Origin of the sequence: Monoglobus pectinilyticus (assembly GCF_002874775.1) — a bacterium.
Taxonomy (GTDB): Bacteria; Bacillota; Clostridia; order Monoglobales; family Monoglobaceae; genus Monoglobus; species Monoglobus pectinilyticus.
In genome coordinates this window covers 11,558-29,982 of sequence record NZ_CP020991.1, presented here as the reverse complement: position 1 = coordinate 29,982, position 18,425 = coordinate 11,558, and the positions used below count along the sequence as shown (strand labels likewise).

At 38.1% G+C, this 18,425-nt stretch carries 17 protein-coding genes and 1 pseudogene; all 18 read right to left on the bottom strand.

Annotated elements, in window-relative coordinates; genetic code table 11:
- Positions 1–253: 253 nt before the first annotated feature.
- The 18 genes and pseudogenes from B9O19_RS00180 to B9O19_RS00100 all read right to left on the bottom strand — a co-directional run bounded on the left by B9O19_RS00180 (position 254) and on the right by B9O19_RS00100 (position 18,370).
- Complete coding sequence (locus B9O19_RS00180; RefSeq protein ID WP_102364581.1) at positions 254–862, bottom strand: DUF5105 domain-containing protein; 609 nt, start codon at positions 860–862, stop codon at positions 254–256.
- A gap of 144 nt (positions 863–1,006) precedes the next feature.
- Positions 1,007–1,387, bottom strand: a pseudogene (locus B9O19_RS00175) (manganese catalase family protein); the annotation flags it as partial.
- 52 nt (positions 1,388–1,439) lie between these two features.
- A complete protein-coding gene (locus B9O19_RS00170; RefSeq protein WP_158648866.1) occupies positions 1,440–1,709 on the bottom strand; it encodes a helix-turn-helix domain-containing protein in 270 nt (89 codons plus the stop codon).
- Positions 1,710–1,921: 212 nt separating this feature from the next.
- Positions 1,922–2,128, bottom strand: coding sequence for a hypothetical protein (locus B9O19_RS00165; RefSeq protein ID WP_154058589.1), 207 nt, complete (start codon positions 2,126–2,128; stop codon positions 1,922–1,924).
- A gap of 71 nt (positions 2,129–2,199) precedes the next feature.
- Positions 2,200–3,060 carry an N-acetylmuramoyl-L-alanine amidase family protein gene (locus B9O19_RS00160; RefSeq protein ID WP_158648865.1) on the bottom strand — a complete coding sequence of 287 codons (861 nt, stop codon included), beginning with the start codon at positions 3,058–3,060 and terminating at the stop codon, positions 2,200–2,202.
- Between the two features lie 2 nt (positions 3,061–3,062).
- Complete coding sequence (locus B9O19_RS00155) at positions 3,063–3,323, bottom strand: crAss001_48 related protein (RefSeq protein ID WP_102364576.1); 261 nt, start codon at positions 3,321–3,323, stop codon at positions 3,063–3,065.
- A 2-nt stretch (positions 3,324–3,325) separates the two neighbouring features.
- The gene (locus B9O19_RS00150) at positions 3,326–3,580 is read right to left on the bottom strand and encodes a phage holin (RefSeq protein WP_102364575.1); all 255 of its coding nucleotides are present in this window, start codon (positions 3,578–3,580) and stop codon (positions 3,326–3,328) included.
- Positions 3,573–3,809 (bottom strand): hypothetical protein, encoded by a 237-nt coding sequence (locus B9O19_RS00145; protein WP_245862960.1) that lies wholly within the window; start codon positions 3,807–3,809, stop codon positions 3,573–3,575. The genes B9O19_RS00150 and B9O19_RS00145 overlap by 8 nt, the downstream gene beginning before the upstream one ends.
- Before the next feature lie 16 nt (positions 3,810–3,825).
- On the bottom strand, positions 3,826–4,770 hold the full coding sequence (locus B9O19_RS00140; protein ID WP_102364574.1) for a peptidase G2 autoproteolytic cleavage domain-containing protein: 945 nt from the start codon (positions 4,768–4,770) through the stop codon (positions 3,826–3,828).
- A 16-nt stretch (positions 4,771–4,786) separates the two neighbouring features.
- Complete coding sequence (locus B9O19_RS00135; RefSeq protein WP_102364573.1) at positions 4,787–5,500, bottom strand: hypothetical protein; 714 nt, start codon at positions 5,498–5,500, stop codon at positions 4,787–4,789.
- Positions 5,501–5,559: 59 nt separating this feature from the next.
- Positions 5,560–7,320: a hypothetical protein gene (locus B9O19_RS00130; protein ID WP_102364572.1), complete on the bottom strand. Its 1,761-nt coding sequence runs from the start codon at positions 7,318–7,320 to the stop codon at positions 5,560–5,562.
- A gap of 318 nt (positions 7,321–7,638) precedes the next feature.
- On the bottom strand, positions 7,639–7,863 hold the full coding sequence (locus B9O19_RS00125) for a hypothetical protein (RefSeq protein WP_102364571.1): 225 nt from the start codon (positions 7,861–7,863) through the stop codon (positions 7,639–7,641).
- A gap of 252 nt (positions 7,864–8,115) precedes the next feature.
- Positions 8,116–9,000, bottom strand: a complete 885-nt coding sequence (locus tag B9O19_RS00120; RefSeq protein WP_102364570.1) for a Rha family transcriptional regulator — start codon at positions 8,998–9,000, stop codon at positions 8,116–8,118.
- Between the two features lie 125 nt (positions 9,001–9,125).
- Positions 9,126–9,305, bottom strand: a complete 180-nt coding sequence (locus tag B9O19_RS11785; protein ID WP_245862956.1) for a hypothetical protein — start codon at positions 9,303–9,305, stop codon at positions 9,126–9,128.
- Positions 9,306–9,372: 67 nt separating this feature from the next.
- Positions 9,373–10,239, bottom strand: coding sequence for a hypothetical protein (locus B9O19_RS00115; protein ID WP_102364569.1), 867 nt, complete (start codon positions 10,237–10,239; stop codon positions 9,373–9,375).
- Between the two features lie 96 nt (positions 10,240–10,335).
- Positions 10,336–12,174, bottom strand: coding sequence for a prophage endopeptidase tail family protein (locus B9O19_RS00110; protein WP_102364568.1), 1,839 nt, complete (start codon positions 12,172–12,174; stop codon positions 10,336–10,338).
- Positions 12,174–12,980 (bottom strand): distal tail protein Dit, encoded by an 807-nt coding sequence (locus B9O19_RS00105; RefSeq protein WP_102364567.1) that lies wholly within the window; start codon positions 12,978–12,980, stop codon positions 12,174–12,176. Before B9O19_RS00105 ends, B9O19_RS00110 begins: the two co-directional genes overlap by 1 nt.
- Positions 12,977–18,370, bottom strand: coding sequence for a phage tail tape measure protein (locus B9O19_RS00100; protein ID WP_102364566.1), 5,394 nt, complete (start codon positions 18,368–18,370; stop codon positions 12,977–12,979). Before B9O19_RS00100 ends, B9O19_RS00105 begins: the two co-directional genes overlap by 4 nt.
- Positions 18,371–18,425 lie beyond the last annotated feature (55 nt).

Below are 18,425 nucleotides of genomic sequence, written 5' to 3'. Positions count from 1 at the left end.
ATTTAAACACATACTGGTATATTATAACTCCAAACAAATTTTATTGCAAGAGTTTTGTTACACTAAATAAAAGTTCATAGGCTTATATATTTAAATAATGTAACTATAGTATTAAAAACTGCAAACAAAAAGCAGGTATTCACCCATAAAATTTGGCGTGTATACCTGCGTAAATTATATATTTAGAAAATTTATACATATTTTCTGCACACAAATAATAACACGGCCAAATAAAATTATATAACCGTATTATCTATTGTTTTATCTGCTCTATCGCATTCAAAGTGTTTGTAACAAGAAGTTCAGGCAGTGCAGAACCATCTACTTTCCAGCTTCCGCCCTCTTTTTTCATATTTACATCAATAGTTTTCGTAACATTAGGAACTCCGCCGTTCTCCAGCACATTTGCAAGCTGGTCGTCCATAAGTTTTTGATAATCCTCTTTTGTCATTGTAGCAAGATTATTCTGATATTCCGGACTTGAGACCATCACAGCAATATTTTCTATATATTTCTGCATTACTTGAGACGCGTCAATAAGAGTAATATCTGCATTAACAACAGCCTTTTTTGCACTTGACGCAGTAACAGAATTAATATCATACGTCACATTCTTTAACGATGACAGGATTGCAGCTCTTAAATCAGTATTATCATTTATCTCAACTGAATCACAGTAGTTTTTTATCTGCTCAACATTACCGGATTTAAATGCCTCCATGGTTTCTGAAAAAGCTTGTTCAGCTTCCTGTCTTGCCTCTTCAGTGTTTCCGCCGCATGATGTCAAAGCGCCGATAATTAATATCAAACTCAAAAGCAAAGCAGTACAGGAAAAAAACTTTCTCGTCATTATATTTCCCATTTCATCACTCCTAACAATTTATAACTATGATTATACACTAAAATATTAAAATGTCAACATTTTATATGAATAAAAAAAGGATACCCAAAACAGGTATCCTGAAATAAACACTTTACTTATAAATAAAATATTAATCCACTATGTCTATTTTTCTACTCCGCAGTACATTTTTGTTGCCGGTCTATTTTGAATTTGATCCAGGGCTTCTCCAAATCTTTGAAAATGCACTATTTCCCTTTGACGCAGGAATTTTATAACATCGTTTACATCAGGGTCGTCTGATACTTTCAAAATATTATCATACACGACTCTCGCTTTTTGTTCGGCAGCCAAATCCTCGGTTAAGTCTCCTATAGGATCGCCTGTTGAAGCTATAGCCATTGCATCAAATGGCACTCCTGTAGCATCAGCCGGATAAACTGACCTTCCGTGATTCATGAAATAAGCGCCTAAAGGACTGGCAGCAATTTCTTTATCACTTGCATTTTTAGCTAACTGTCTCACCAGGGTTCCAACAATTTCTAAGTGTGCAAGCTCCTATGCACCGCCATGTTAGACATTTATATTAAATAATAATTTACTTTTCATCCTTTTTAACTCTGTCTTTGGGCACATAACCTAACTTTTGAATATCAGAAATAAACTTATTTATACCTATCTCGCCATTTATTATAAAGTTAATCAGGCTAATAGAAGATGGAAACCTCTTCCCGCTTTCAATATCTGCATATTGTCTTAGTGACATACAGCATTTTTCAGCCATCTTTCCTTGACTGAGATTTAATTCTTTTCTTTTAAAATACAGTATATTACTAAAACACATTTTCAAAATGTCAACAGGTTCCATAATTCCACGCCCTTTGATAAAATATACAAACATTTTATCAATTTATCGCATAAACACATATGTGATTAATCTCACATTTTTGTTTTATAATAAATATTTTGATGTGGAATTATGAAAATTAAAAGAAGGTAGGCACAAAAAGTTCCTACCCTCTCAATTAAAACCCGTCTTTTTTATTATTTAATTTTCTAATATTATTAACAACAAAATTGCTACGCAACCAAAACAGCTATTAACATAGCAGCGATACCCAAAATAGTTGCAATTGCAATACCAATAATCCATTTTTGACTTGCATCCATTTTTTCAATTAAATCATCTTTAAGATTGTCAATAACATCATTTTGTTTAAGCATCATATCTTCAATCCGGTTTAGTCTTGTGTCCATTCTTTCTTCAATATCATCCTTGTTCATCACTAAATCCGCCTTTAGCATTTATAGTCTTTATGTAGATAATCATTACAGTATTGTTAAGATTGCATATCTAATTACTCCCCATATATCCCCGCGCGGTCGTTGACTATAAACATTCGCATTAACTCTTCTGTAAGTCCGAGCTTGCCTTCCTCATCACCTTTTAAAAATCCCTTGTCAACCAACTTTTGTATTGTCGGTCTTGCCCACTCAGGCATATTCTCGTCAATATAATCATAAATTATAGCTTTTACAGTGTTTCTCAAATCCTCAAGTTCTGTTCCCATTTGGTCAATTATGACATTCTGACGGTCGTTTTCCGCTTTTAACTCCTCATATTCTTTGCTCATCAGTTTATCCTCGCTTTCTAATTTATATTCTATTCCCAAATAGTCGCATATACCTTTGTATATAGCAACTGCACATTTATATTTTCCGTCATCGTTGGCTAAAAATCTGTTATCGTCATAATTGTCTATAAATGCAGTTTCTACCAGTATAGCAGGCATATTAGTGTGTCTTATAACCGCAAAATTAGCAGACTTGACATCTCTGTTATATCTTTGTGTTTCCGCGGCCATATGCGGCTGTACGCACTCTGCTAACGCCTTACCTTGTGTGCTGCCCGTGCAGTAATATGTCTCACAGCCATACGCTTTTGTGTTTGCTGCATTACAGTGTATTGAAATAAATACATCTGCATTCCAGCTGTTGGCACTATTATATCTGTATGCAAGACTACCGTTTAAACTGCTTGATACCGTATCGATAATACTATCACGGCTCATCTTTACAGTTTGTCCACTGTTAATCAGCATATCTCTAAGTAATACTCCAATTTGCACAGACACATCTTGTTCTTTTAGTCCGTAACCTACGGCTCCCGTATCCGCTCCGCTGCAGTTATGTCCCGGGTCTATGTATATCTTTGCCATTTTCATTTCTCGCTTTCAAACAAATTTATACCTTCAATTTCTGCTCTAATTTCAAGACTATTTATGTAACTGCCCATAAATGACTTTTGTTTTTTAAGCAATTCAAGACTGCTTGATGGTGTAAAGTTTAAAGTTCCAGCCTCGTATTTAACTATCATTTTATGAAGCTTATCATATCGGATTTTTGTCTGATAGTATTCAGCTTTAAATCTATCCTTGTAATCAGAACTATTCATCAGTTCTATTGTTTGACTTAATTTCATAATTATTTTTCCTCACTTTCATTCTTTTTAAGTTTATTTAAATATTTATCTGCATTTATAGCATTAACTGAAAATGAATTATTCTTCCACCATGCTGCAGCAGACGCACCAATTGTAAATAATAGGCTGACCGTCTGATATATATCATCGTCTGCAATATTAAGCACCTGCTTACCGCACATAGCCAATACTTGATTTGCTAGTGCTAATATTAATACTATGGTTCTTGCTATTGTTCCTGTAGTTACATTATTCATGCTCTTTCACCTCCTCGCTCAGTTCATCAAGCCGTTTGTGAGCTGACTTAGCTGACGCTTCAACGGCTACCATTCTCTCTATTAAATTATTATGTTTATTTACCTTTTCTTCAAGTTGTCCTATCCTATATGTAGTGAGCTTATTCGCTGCAAATATCCCTGATAATGAGCCAATGAGCGTACCTATTAATGATAGCACCCCAACTATTATTGTGCTGTCCAAAACCATGTCATTATCCCCCAACCTATCTCACAAATATTTTAATATGGTTATCATCTATCCGCTCAAGCACGTAAAAACCGTCTTCTGCTGCCGTTGCTTTTGCCTCATTATTCGGTTTGCATCGGCCTTTTGCTTCACATGTGCCGTCATCTATAACAACCAGTTCTCCATGCGTTCCCATATATCCCCATTCCGGGCGGTCTTTTCTCGGTATGTAACTTTGTGAAGGGTCATAGTCTTCCGATAAAATATATACATCTCCTTCGCCTGCAGGTGTTATAATATTGCCATTATCATCCCTTTCCTCTTCCCACGTTACATGCTCAGTCAGCAACCGGCCAAATACATCCTTCTTATATTTTCCGCTCCACTGGTCATCATAGTTGTTTCCAACTATACATGGATTTCCTGATATAACTCCGAGTAAGTCTTTTGGGTCTTCTGAATTTGCAAGCCGTATCTTCTCACCGTCAAAGCATACAAACAGTCCGCATCTGTCCTCATTATCAGGATTTCCGTCTGACCATTCTCTAAGCTCCGCATAGTCGGCTCCTGTTCCGTTTATTGACTTCATCGCATACACATCACCGCTGTACGCCGCACGAAAAGCGTTGGAACGGGAACTTAAAGTCCCGTTTCCAACTATAAATCCGTCGCCGTTATTATGAGAATGATATCCGGCTGTTGGTTCTAAATTATTTTTACCGCACACAGTGTTGTAGCCGTTGCAGAGCAGAGACCATCCGCCTATCGCAACCGCTCTCTCACCATTTACAGCATTCGAATAACCGCCTAATGATACTGAACAAACTCCGGGGACCACCCCTTGTCCTCCTATGACAGCAGAGTAGCCGCCTTCTGCACTTGTCCCCTCCATCACATTTATCAGCTTTTTATCGTTGACATACTTTTTTGTCTTATCTACTAGCTTTGTCAGTGCTGTCATTCCTAAAATCTTTGTCGCCATCTATATCCCTCCAGGTTTAGTTAAATAAAGCCTCTACTTCTGCAGCTGTGATTTCCTGCAGTGCGTCGTTCTTCATATATCCGCTTAAGTCTATAGTCTCGCCAAGAGCGTCCCACGCTGAGCCTGTCCATGCAAAATTTTGACCGTTCTTATCAACAACGTTCCATACATCTCCAACGGTATTTCCTGTTGTCGGAAGCGAAGCATATGTATCCTTACTTCCCTTATACTTGTATACGCTTGACACTTTGTTGTTTACATATGTTTCTGTTGCTAGTCCTGCCTTTGCAGCTGTAATTTTTGAATCAACCTGAGCCGATGTCATTTTCCCGTCTGCGCTCGTTTTAACTTCATTAATCGCCGCAACTATAGTCCCTTTTGCTGTTGTGTTAAGGTCTGTCAATGCACCAATACGTGCATCTAATCCATCAATAATTTCTGCTTGCCCTCCTACTATCGAAGCAGTTGAATCCTGATGTTCGTCTATTTCGTTAATCGCTGCCACAAGGTTATTTTTTGCCGTTGTCGTCAAGGTTGTCAATGTTCCTACATCAGTTTTTGCCGCTAAATCCTTTGTCGCATTCATAACTGTAGTAGATACCTGTGAACTCGTCTGATAGCCACTGTCGTTTGTAAGCTGACTGAGTTTGGTTGGTATCGCTGCCGTTACCGCCTTAATCTTTTCTACTAACTTTGTTAATGCTTCCATTCCTAAAATTTTTGTTGCCATGATCCATGATATTACCTCCATATTTTTATTTAATATATTTAATTTATTTTTTTACTTATTTAAAATAATGCGCTTACCTCATCTGCAGTAACCTCAACAAATTCACCAGTTATAATACCGGATGTATTGAAAATCTTTAGCAGATTAATTTCCAAGTTTTCATTTGCAGATTCACTTCCCGAATAAATAACACTAACAGTTCCGTCAGGTAGCAAATCATTCTCTGCGTTCAATGTAACAGTCCCAAGATAGATATTAATAGTTGTCAGTTTCGTTTCGTCTTCTATATCTAAATAGCTGTTTGGGTTTCCTTTTGCTTCTTTTAGCTGATAATATACAGTCACATCTGACGTACTCAATTCACCGGATAAATTGTCCGTGTCGAGCGTGTAAGAAGCATAACAATATTTTTTCTCTTCTCCGATTTTGTCCTTTACTCCTGAAATTTCTAAGATTTGAGACGGCAGGGTAAAAGTTCCGTATGTGTCATCTGTAATTGTTATATTCGGTATACTATATCCTACTATCCAATTACCACCGGATGAACTAATATTAAAATCCTCGGATTTTGATAATACTTCCCCCAGCACTGCCTTACTGGCGTTATTCCCTTTGCTTAAACTCAATTCGTTTATTGCGTCTACAATGCTTGATTGATTAGTAGTATATAGTCGACTAAGTCTGCCTACATCATTAATATAGTATTCGTTATCTGTAAAATCACAGCTGACTATTTTATACCCCCGAAACTTCATTGTACCTTTATCGGAATTACTTCCGTCACCAATCTGCACAGCATTGTCTGCCAAACATTCCGCGCCGTATCCTATTGCTACAGATTTATCAGCCCCGGCCGTTGTAGTGCTTCCAATCGCAACACAATTACTTGCACCTTCTGCTCCTGAACCAATTACAACGCCATATGCTCCGGTTGAAGCTATACCGTCGCCTATAGATATATTTTCAACTTCTCCGACTTTTGCTCCTCCGGCTATAAATCCCCCGTTTGTAACCTTATCTGCCTTTTGGGCTAAGCCGTCAGCAATATTTTTTATTTCGTCAGAACTTTCCACAAGATTACTTATAGCATTTTTAACTACAAGCGGCGTTACATAGCTGCTGTTATCTGTGGTCTCTGAGGTTATTGTCTCAGTCGTCTTAATCGGTATTTCTTTTCTTATAGTTTCGTCAGCATTAACACGGGCATTAACTTCGTTTGATATATTCTGATTGACTTCATTTATAGCATTAACTAAGTTTTCTTTTTCGACAGTAGTCAAATTTTGAGTATTACCTATTTGGTTAATAACCTCAGTTCTTAATGCAGTTACATCAGATATTTTCGCCAGCCGCACCCATTCCGTAAACTGCGGAGTATCACTTTCTAAGCCTGAAACATTTCTGTAATATGTTGTCCACTCCCCATTAACATTTTGATGAAGTATCTGCAATAGATTTGTAAAAACCGGATATATCTCTATTGCAAACCAATATGTGCCGCTACCTCCTAACGTACCATTAACAACACCTCCCCCATAATAAAAGCCCGGTGTTAATATTTCATCGGGCAATTTATTTGTCTGCTTAAACAGAGACATATCTATTTTATTTATTTTTTCCTTAACAGTGCCGCTGTCGTCGTAGTCTATATCCTCCGCCCTGTGTCTATCTGCCGTGCCGTCTATATGGCTGTTGTACCAACCCAGCAGATTTGACAGATTATCTCTTATAACTATCCACCAGTGGCGCAATTTCGTTTGTCCGTTATAGTTTTCGTTTATACTATGCTTTGCCATTTTATCACCCTTTCTTTTTCGCAACAAAAAAACACCCTATTGGGTGTCTTGACAAATATTATTTGTGTGATATAATATAGCCAATGGAACAACTGTAGGGGTACGGTTATTCCGCTGCAATTTAGAGTTGAGGGAATACCGTCCGCCATGGGCGGTTATTTCTTTTTAAGAACTATTAGAGTTAGAAGTATTATGTACATGACTATAATTACTTCCTCCATAATATCAACTCCCCTCTATGGGAAGTCAGAATAACCGCCAATCGTCCATTGGCTTTTTTTATTATATCAAATATACATATTTATGTCAATTTTTACCTCCTTTCTATTTTATTATTTGGTTCTAGTCTGAGCAGATGGGATAATCTGTTTTCTCTCGCTTTGTCTCAACCTCGCCTGGTGTTACATTTTGCAACGCCTGTGAAACAAGTTTTAATACCGTACGTGTTCTTCCATATGGTATTTTTGCTTCCAAGATTGCGTCAAAAACTTCTCTGCAATATGGATATAACCCATCCGGTATCACATCATCACAAACGAACGGAACATGCTCATTTTTTTGTAACATAATTATCATCCTTTCTTAATTTTATATATATAAAAAGAACGCCCTTTCGGACGTTCATATTTTTCAATCCACACACACGAAATGCGACCGTCAACCCTATTGCTCAAAAATGAGCGAAAGTCTTATCAATCCGCGCACCCCACATGGGGTGCGCCCCAAATCATCTGTTACAGATGGGGCGGCGTTTTGACACCCCCTAGTTTTATCTTCATCACCCACATGTGGGTGCGACATTGATTAATTATAAGATTATCAATCAAAAAACAATAATTGCTTATCATTACTAACAGTAATATTGTCAATCACTTCCATACATTTTTGCAAATCACTAAAACGTTCACGCATTATTCCTTGTACATCTTTGATGTCATCCCATGTAAGACTTTGTGTCCAGCTTTTAAAACAATCATTAATAATACTTGAAAAACGTATCCCATCATCAACTATGTATTTTAACGGCTTAATCGATGAAAGGTTGAATATTTTATTCTTTTTTGGCTCGGGTAAAGCCTTAAAGCAATCCTGTATAGGTACACCCTGTATCATCTGAGCAAGTTTTTCAGCTCCTTGCCTATTGATAACGCATAAGCTGGAAATCATTTTGTCGATGGAAGGGTTGTTTCGCTTAAACTTTGCCAAGTCTTCCCACTCTAATAAGTAATAATCTTTATTACGCTCAAGACGTCTAACATAATAACGTATAGTATTTACGTTTAGGTCTGATAATTTTACAATATCCTGTATCGTTATAACCGGTTCGCCATTGTGATATTTGGGTGTTATTTCTTCTGCCTTAGGTTGCGGTAAGCTACTATTACTATTAAGTTTATTTTCCATTTCGTGAAATTTATTAATATATGCAGCTGTGAATTGTATATGTTTCTTTCCAGTCATTTTATGAGCTATCAGCTCACAACCCTTTTTTGTTATAAAATAACATTTATATTTCTTGCCTGTGCCTGATCTGTAGCTGCTTTCTGTGAAAAAATCATCAGAACGCAATTTTGCGTTTTGACTATCATCTAAGTAATTTCGATAGTTTTCAATAGTCCTAATTAAATCTGTATGTCGCTTTTCAACCATCTTTGCAACTTCTCTACTATCTAAAGTTTGTACTTTTTCTTGTAATTCTTGCATAAATAAAAGCTCCTCTCAAAATTATTGAATTTGTTTGACAGAAGTTTCTATCTATGATACAATATATTTGATAGATTTATCTGTCGACCGAGTAGTCGTTTAACCTTTTCCAGAGGACGGCTACTCTATTTTTTTAATTTATTGTAAACCTCTTTAATACCCAAACGTATAATTTCGGACTTTTTCATTCCTGTTTTCTCACAACAGAATTCCAGACGTCTTATATCTTCCTCCGAAAATCGAACCCTAGTGTTAAGAGTTTTTGGGTCATCCGTCGGTCTACCTTTTTTAGACAAATAAATCACCTCTTTTCTGTATCCACAAATATATTAACATATGTGGATACTTTTGTCAAGAAGTTTTTTGAATATTTTAATTATTAAGTATTTTATATCTCCGTGTACTCTCAAATCTTACTTTAGAAAGTTCATCATACTTGCTTTCTTTTAAATCTGATATTGCTTTTAATTGACTGTTTTTACTTGCGTAATCTAAACCCATATCGTTTTCAACTACTTTATCAAAAGCATCTGATAAGATGTCAAGTTCATTTTTAAGTTCACTTTCTTTTTTCTTTATATTTGCGTCGCTATATTCCTCATATCCTGTTACATAATTTTTTTCATTATCTGTTAAAATTCTTGAATACTTAGTTATGTATCCATCTGCTCCCCATTCACTTCCGGTTTCGCCAATCCCAAACTTAGATATTGTAACAGAACTAACAATATTGTCATTCGAATCCGCAAATAATAATAAATGATAAACGTCATTGCCATCTACTTCAAAACATTCATCTATTATTTTCATCATTTCATCGCAACTGCGACCTTTAGAAAAATCTATATATCGATCTTTGTTTTTCACTAAAAATAAATGATATTTTTCTTTATCATATTTATCTTGTATTAAATTATGTTTTTTTTGAATAGTATTAATTGAGGTTCCTATTTGGTATGCATTTAAAAAAAGATACACTTTGACTTCATCTGATAATCGTATATATTGAACTGTATCATCTATATATTTTATTTTTATATTCTCAAAACAATCGTATTCATCTTCAACTTTAGGGGTACCAAGTATATCTACAAGCTCATTTTTTGACATTCCTATTTTAATATAATTATTTTTTTCTGTATTATAAATAGCCAAATCATTACTTGTATAGGTCGCTCCACAACTTGACAAACATAATAAAAGCAAAATTGATAACGTCATTCCAATAAACTTCTTCATTTTTCTTCCCCCTCTATTTTATATTTTTCTACATAATAGCATATTTTTCATGACTTGTAAAGGAATTTTATGACATGTTTCCTAAATTCACATTAATTATATACCTTTCAGCGTATTAATCTGCGACTGCAATCTTTCTATATCATCTTTCGTGACAATTTCCGCTCCTTTATAATACCATGTACCGACTAAGCCACACCTAATGTTGTCTAAACTCATAATCTCAGAACCGTCACACATTATCGTTATTAGACCCGCTCCTTCATTTCTGATTTCAAAAGTTTCTTGTCCATTGCAATATAAAGATAAATCCGGAAGACCTTTACTCACCACTAACCCATGAAGTTTATTATTATTATCATAACTCTGTATACCATTGCCGTCTATAACGGTTCTTGCTTCGCCATTTTCACCCGTCATAAACACACCGCAAATTGTTAAATTTCCGTTGTCGTCCATATACGCCGTGCGTTTTCCTTGTTCATTATATAGTTCAAATACATATTTATGACCGTCGTAGCCCGATTGATAGCGCAATGTTCCATTTCCGTCGTACATCGTGATTAGATTATCCTCTATTTTAAGTTTGCCATTTTGCGACATTATTGTGATTAAGTTGGTATATAGATATGTCGTTGCCCAATCGCTTCCGTCACCGTGTCCAAATACTCCTATCCAGTTCCAGCCGTCGTCACGACTTTTGTCAGCTGCTCCAATCTTGATTTTCCCATCAATCAAAGCAACTGCATATTTACCGTCGTCCGACACGAACATTGCTCCCGTTTCATACTGCGCTATTTTTTGATATTCTCCGTTATTTTCAACAGTTACATCTTCATTTTTCTTCATAAATTCAAGTGTGTTTGTCTTATATTCATTTCTTTCGTTCTGCGCCAGTCTTAAATATTGGTGAGCTGTGAACATTCCGCTGAATGCTTCTATCATATTTATTGGCGGCACTCCTACAACAATAGAATTTTTGTGCGGCTCATACGGGTATTTTTTAACCGTTATAACTCTTTGATTTGATTTGATTCCGTTGTTTATATCATTTACCGTCACTATGTCTCCTAGGTTTATTTCTCCCGGCAAATCCAATACTTTTACATTTACCGCATATTTAGGCACGTCTATTCTTTCCGGGTTGTCTGCCCTGAATTGTGTCTGTGCCGCCAGCAACAAATCTTCCTGGTCGGTTACTTCATCAAAATTACAGAACCCTTCGTATTCTCCCAATGTATCATAGTTAGGACTTAAAATATACTGCTTGTCGCCCTCAAGCGGTAAATCATCCTTACCGTATGGATACAGCTTTGTTACTAATGTATAAGTTGATATTTTAGGCTTTATTTCACACCCGTTATATCTAGGGTCGATAACAAAATCTTTCTTTGTTCCCAGCTGTCTTACAAGGCCAATTTTGTCATTATCAATATATACTTCGCTGTGTACTCTATACTTTTTTAACGTTTCCATAAGCCTGTTAAGACACGCTATAGGGGTAGTCTTTGACATTTCAAAAAAGTCTATTTTGTCCGTGACAGGTTCAAGCCCCAGTGCTTCAATCTCTTCTTTTTTCAAAACTGTTACATACGGCGTTTTTGAAAAAATACCCTCCATAATCTCATTTGCCGGGGTGTTTATCATGTCTCCTATGTATTGCACATGCGTTCTGCACGCGTCCTGCAGTAGCGTTGAGGCTGATATTGTGCAGTCGTCTATATCTTTAATCCTGAATATACGTCCGTCATACCCGACCTTGCGCTCAAAGTCAATCAATCCCCATTTTTTATCACCTTTAGGCAGGATAAATGTCAATTCATAATCTCCGTTAATTGACTGTTCAATACATACATCTTTTGCATTTTCTAAAAATCCCAGCCTGTCTGATTCATATTCTGTTGCGTCTTTATCGTACACTGCAATAAATTTCATTAAAATCCATCTCCATATAATAATTTAGGTACATATTCTAATATAATCTGACCGTTTCCGCTCAGACAGTTAATATTTATTTTATTTATTTCGGGTTTCAGCTCAAAAAAATCACCTGAAAAACCACTCGGCAGAACAGCATTTGCACAGTCTATTGTTACAGGATTTTTAAAAGCTGCTGTACTGCTTATAGTGCTGTTGTTAATCGTCAGGTTGAATCCGTTAGTCTCAGTTGTTGGCGTTATAATAACAACGGGTCTGACAGGAGCAGAACCGCAATAATCTAATTCAAGCCCTGTTGCTCCTGCGCCGTATATTATCTCGTTTTCGTCTCCCAATCCCAAAGGTATATCGCTGTCCAATGAATGGTTACTGTCCAGCGGCACTCCTTTACTGTCATGTATCCAGTCGTTAAACGGTCTGCACCTGAATTGTATTTTGGTGTGTCCGTTTTTATATAGCTCAATTGTTAAGTCGTCTAAGTCAACAGGTTTTGCAATCCATACTGTGCTCAGCATGTCGTCAAATATAAGTATCCCGTATCCTCCGGCTAACCAGTTTGCGACTTTTGTTACGTTTTTTTGGAGTTCAACAGTATCGTGGGAAATTAAATAAAAGTCAAGCTCCAAAACTTTATCATCATAATATAACCGCCCTCCTGTCTCGGAGCAATCAACATTTCCGTCCCTGTATGGCACCTCCTCATCAATCTGTCTTACAGGCGCAATTATCGGTCTCCCAACGGTCTTTACGATTACGCCAACATCATTACTGTGTTTACCCCTAAATGTTATTCCATGTCTCATTTTTGACCCCCTACAGCGGTTACCGTTTTAGACAGCACTTTGTTGTGATAGAGTATCCCGTCAGTGCCGTCATTTATATTACTGGTAATATTCTGTGTTACTGTAATACTCGGCTTTATTTCCTTAATGGCAGCTTCTATTCTGCTCGCCATATTATCCATATTAGCATTTATACTCTGTTCCAGCGGTTCAACCACCGAGGCAACTTTTAAATTTGCTTCTTTTGTCTGCTGTAATATATTTGCCTTTTCGTCTTCAAGCGCCTTATATTCAGCTTCCATTTGCTTTATTATGGCATTATTTTCCTGCTCTATCTGATAACGCTGTTCGTCTCGCTCTATCTCTTTGAGTTTGTCTAATGCTTCCTGATATTTTTGCTTGCCCTCTATCGTTACAGCATTCTTGTATTTCTCAATGTCTGACAGGGTTTCGGCCTTATCTTCTGCACGATCTTCCACTTCCCAGGATTCTTCCAGAGCTGACAGCTTGTCGTCGAGCAAGTCCTTGACCTCGTCCATACGGTCCTTAGCCATATCCAGCATTTCGTCATATCTATCCTCTGTGGCTTCGTACAGCTTCATCTTCATTTCGTCAGCTTGACGGCGAGCATATTGCTGTTTAGTCGGGTCCAGGCTCTCATCTTGCGACCATTGTGTATATTTATCTATTTTGCGCTGGTAAAAATCAAGCTTATTTTCTCCAATTTCTTCCCAGCCATATACCCCTGCTTGCTTCTCAGTCCAGTCTGCGTCATCTTCCCATTCGCTCAATTTGTCTCTGACCGCGTCATAACTTTTTCTGTCCAGCTCTGCTTCTATTTTAATTTTAGCTACCTTTTCTTCATTGGTTAGTTCTCCGAGTTCCTCAAAATATTTTTGTACTTCTTTCTTTTGTCTATTAACCGCCGCTATAGTGTCAGCCGCAGACATATTGTTATATTCTTTCTCGTTTTCTATCCAGTCGTTGGAATAATTCAAATAACCGTCAAGAAACTGCTCTGTGTAATCAAGCCTGGTATCAAAATAATCTTCCCAGGTGATTAATCCGTTCTTTGCCGCCTGAACATTACGCTGATTAACCGTCTGCCAAACAGCGCCCATACTTGTGCCCATTTCGCCCCAGTCGTTTATACTGGCGTGCAAATCAATATATGCCTTAGAAGCTTTATTTGCGTCGTCAATAAGCTGCTGACTGTACTTATGTAACTTGAGCGTTGCGTCTTTCCATTCCTGCGTGTCGGGCGCGAAATTTTCATCACGGTATACGGCAAGGTTATTATAGTATTCTTCCTGAGATGTCCAGCCCATATCAAGCGCAAATTCCATTGATTCCAGGTTTTGGCTCCACATCTCTCTTGTATAATTGACTATTTCTTCCTCAATTTCTTTTATAACTTCCGCATCAGAAGCAAATTTCTGTTTCATTTGGTCGAGCCATTCAAGCTCTTCCCAGGCCGGTATTATGTTGTATGAGGTTTTGCGTATATGTTCTCTGTCAGACTTAGCGTTCTCCCAATCCTCGTTATTTTTACCGCTTGCATAACGAGGGATTCCTGCGCCTGACATTATTTGTTTTGTTTGCTTTGCAGTGTAAATTTTGGCGTGCTCAGGCAAAGGCAGTACAACGTCCCTGCCCTCAAATATATACCCCCTGCCGCCGTATTCAACAAGCTCCCTAGGGTCTGATGTTCCCTTTTCATCATTTATCATTGCCATACCGCCTGGGAAATTTTTATCTCCTTTGGCTTTGGGTGCACCCTGAATTTCAGCCTTATAAACAACTGTTCCGTGAAGTGTCGGAGCACTTGACGGAAAATTACCTTTATAGTTAGCAACACCCGAAATATCAGGAGCTGATGTTGGTGCGGTTCCTAAATTATAATTTGCTGTTCCGAGTACTTCAGGCACAGAAGTTGGAGTTATTCCCAAATTATAATTTGCCGTTCCGGTAATAGTTGGCGGTTCGACTTGCGGCATTGTTCCCAATTCATAGTCTACTTTACCTTTTACAACTAAATTATCAGGGGTTGGAACTTCCCCAACTTCTAAATTAATAGTTTGGGTAACTGGCTCAAAGTCAGCATTCGGAGCTTCCTCAACTTCCTGCTTGACTTCTTGAGTAACAGGTTCAGGAGATTCTGTTGGAGCTTCCTCAACTTCTTGCTGTACCTCTTGAGTTACCGGCTCCGGTTCTTCTGTGGGAGCCGGCTCAACTTCTTGTTCGACCTCCTGCGTAACAGGCTCGGGTTCAGGCGTTTCGGCTTCATTAACTTCTTGATTCACTTCTTGAGTGACTGGTTCCTTGCCTATTTTGTCTATAACTTCCAGTCCGTTGCCCTCTGCATTTATGGCAACTGTTTTATCTTCGGGCAATTCGTTAAGACTGTTTATTATATCAGCGACAACATTTCCATCCGCACCATTTTGCATTAGAGATGTACCTATATTCGCCATTGATTTCGCTATATCATCAGAGCTTGCACCTGCAAGTTCAGCATTGGAAACAAAATCAGAAAAGAAATTACCTATTCCCTCTGTGCTTCCTTGAGCTACCTGATATATATTGTCAAGACCTTGCTGTGCAACAGTCAATTGCTCTGTTATACCTCTTGCAAAGTCGTCATATCCCATTTCTTTGGTATAATTTTTAACATCGCCCAAAGTCGTATTTATTCCGCTTAAAGCGCGCTCAAACTCACCGTCTGCAAGCTGCTTGGGCACTAAGGCACTTGTTACATCTGCAACGCCTTGTATACCTTCTTTATACTGCTGCACCTCTGCTTCTGATTTATCCAGCTTAGATGAAAACTCGCTAACTCTTCTTTCTGCGTCCAACAGCCAGCCTGCCACCGGGTCATTTGCCGATACACCATAAGCATTACGCACTTTTTCCTGCGCACTGGAATAATTCTTTTGCAGTTCAGACATTTTGTTATTATATTGTTCTGCATCTATAGAACCGCTTTGAAGCTGTTCATTAAGGTTTTTTTGTGCGCTTTCAAAACTACTGGTGAGGTCTTTATATTCTCCTAACGCGCTTGAATATCTTTGCACATCGTTTTCCGCTTCTTTTAAACCGCTGGAAAAATCTTCTGTATTTTTAATAGCTTTACTAAAATCACTATCGTTTAACTGATTTTGAAGGTCAGCACGGTTGCTTAGCAAATCGCTTTTAGCTTTCCCCTCTATCTTATCAAATTCACCGCCAAAGCCATTATCATTTACAGTTATTTCAACGTTATACTCTTGTTCAACCTGAGCCTTTAATTCATCAAGTTTCTTTTGAGCTTTCTCAATCTCTTTTGTGTCCGTCGAGGTTTTTATCGTGGCTTCAAGCTGTTGTGCCTGTGTCTTATATCCTTGAATTTTATTGTATTCTTTTAGACTGTCTTTTGTAGCTTGAACTAGTTTTCCAGTAACTTTTACTACATCTATCTGAGCATTTTGATACGCGTGATATGCGGCAGTTCCTAAAGCAACGGCACCTGTAACCGCGATAATACCAGCCGCCGCTGCAAGACTTATACGCCCCACACTAGCCACCGTAGGAGCTACTGTCCCTAATTTCCCCAACGATTCAACAAAATTTCCTATACCTTTAGTTGTCCCGGCTATTACTTTTGCGCCTGCACCCATACCAATAAGCCCGGTACCTATATTAATAAGTCTTTGCTTACTGTCATCGCTCATATTAGCAATATTCTGAGCAAAATCTTTGATACCGCCGGATACATTCTTTATAGTTGGCAAAAATGTTTCCCCGATACCCCGTGCGGCTTCAACCAAGTTATTTTTAGTAATTTGAACTTGACTTGCTGTTGTCTCTGCTTTAGCATTAAATTCTTTTTGCAGTGCTGTTCCCTCTGCCCATGCAGTGTTTGAATGTTCTAATGCGTCAGCCAACAAATCTATACCTGAGCTTCCTGCAAGTTTCTGCAACGCCTGAAGGTCTCTTATATTGTTAAATCCTAAATTGCTTAATGTAGATATTTGGTCGTCTGTCTTAGATAACCCTTTCAAAAAGTCCTGGAACGCTCCGCTTGCGTCTGTGTTCCATTGTTCTTTGAATTCTTCTGAACTCTTTCCGCTTAGCTCGGCAAAGGTTTCTAAATCTTCTCCGCCCTCTGCTACTGACTGGTGCATTTGCATCCAAATTCGGGACACTGCGCTACCGCCCGACGCGGCTTCTGCTCCTAAAGATGATAATGCTGTCGAATACGCTAGCACGTCCTGAGCTGATATACCAACATTCGCCCCTGTAGACCCCATATACATAGCCATATCAGCTATTTCAGCCTCAGTCGTAGCGAAATTATTACCCAAATCAACTATTGACGAGCCTAAATTTCCTACCTGGTCTTGCGAAACACCAGCCACGTTCATAAACCGGGCAAGAGTTTTTGCACCTTGTTCTCCTGCTAAATTAGTCGCAGTTCCCATTTGCGCCATAGTTTCAGTAAAACCTACGATATTTTCCGTCTTAATACCAAGCTGACCGCCAGCGGCCGCAAGTTCTGTCAACTGTGCTGTTGTTTGCGGAATGGCGTTTCTGCCGTCTATTCCTGTTGTTGATAAATCTATTATACCTTGTCTTACTTCTTGAAGTTGCTGAGGTGTGCCATCTACAGTCTTTTTTACATTTGCAAAATTATCTTCAAAATCTATCGCGAATTTAGCAGAAGCTACACCCCCGGCCGCAAGGGCAACACTTGCAAGCTGAATAGGCTTAGTTATTGCGTTAATGCTCTGTCCTGCTTTTTGCCAGCTTTCCCCAACATCTTGTAGATTTAAAGCCTTTTCCATGTTAACAATAGCTTTTTGGTTTTGAGCTAAACTTTCATACTGTTTGCTTGCGTTTGAAACAGCTGACTTTGCAGAATTATACGCCGCACTTTCTCTTTTCAATGCGCTTTCATTGCTCAGAATTGATTTTGATACTTCATCGTGCTGTTTCTGCAATCCTTTATATTCATTTTGTGTCCACTGGATTGCCTTAACATTATCCTTATACGCCTGACTATTTTTATTCAGTCCTGCATTGGCAGATTCTAAGGCCTGAATCTCAGCTTTTTTTGAAGTCATAAGACTGCCTATAGCCGATTTCTGACCGTTTAGCCCTTTTATATTTTCGTTCAGCTGTTTAGTATTTTGCTTATACGCTTTTTCCGTTTCAGCTAATATACTTCGCTTTTGCTTTAGGCTTTCGGCCGACTTTGCGACTATCTTATCATATCCGCCCATTTGCCGGGTCTGCTCTGCAATGCTTTTTACGCCTTTTTGCGACATTGCATTCATACCGGATAATTCTGACTGCACCTTTGATATAGTGGAGCTTAATGACGACGCGTCACCCGTAAATTTTACAGTTAATTCCCCTAAATTTCCGCTCATATAATCCCGCCTTTCTTTCCGCAACAAAAAAGCACCCCTAAAGGGTGCCAATCAC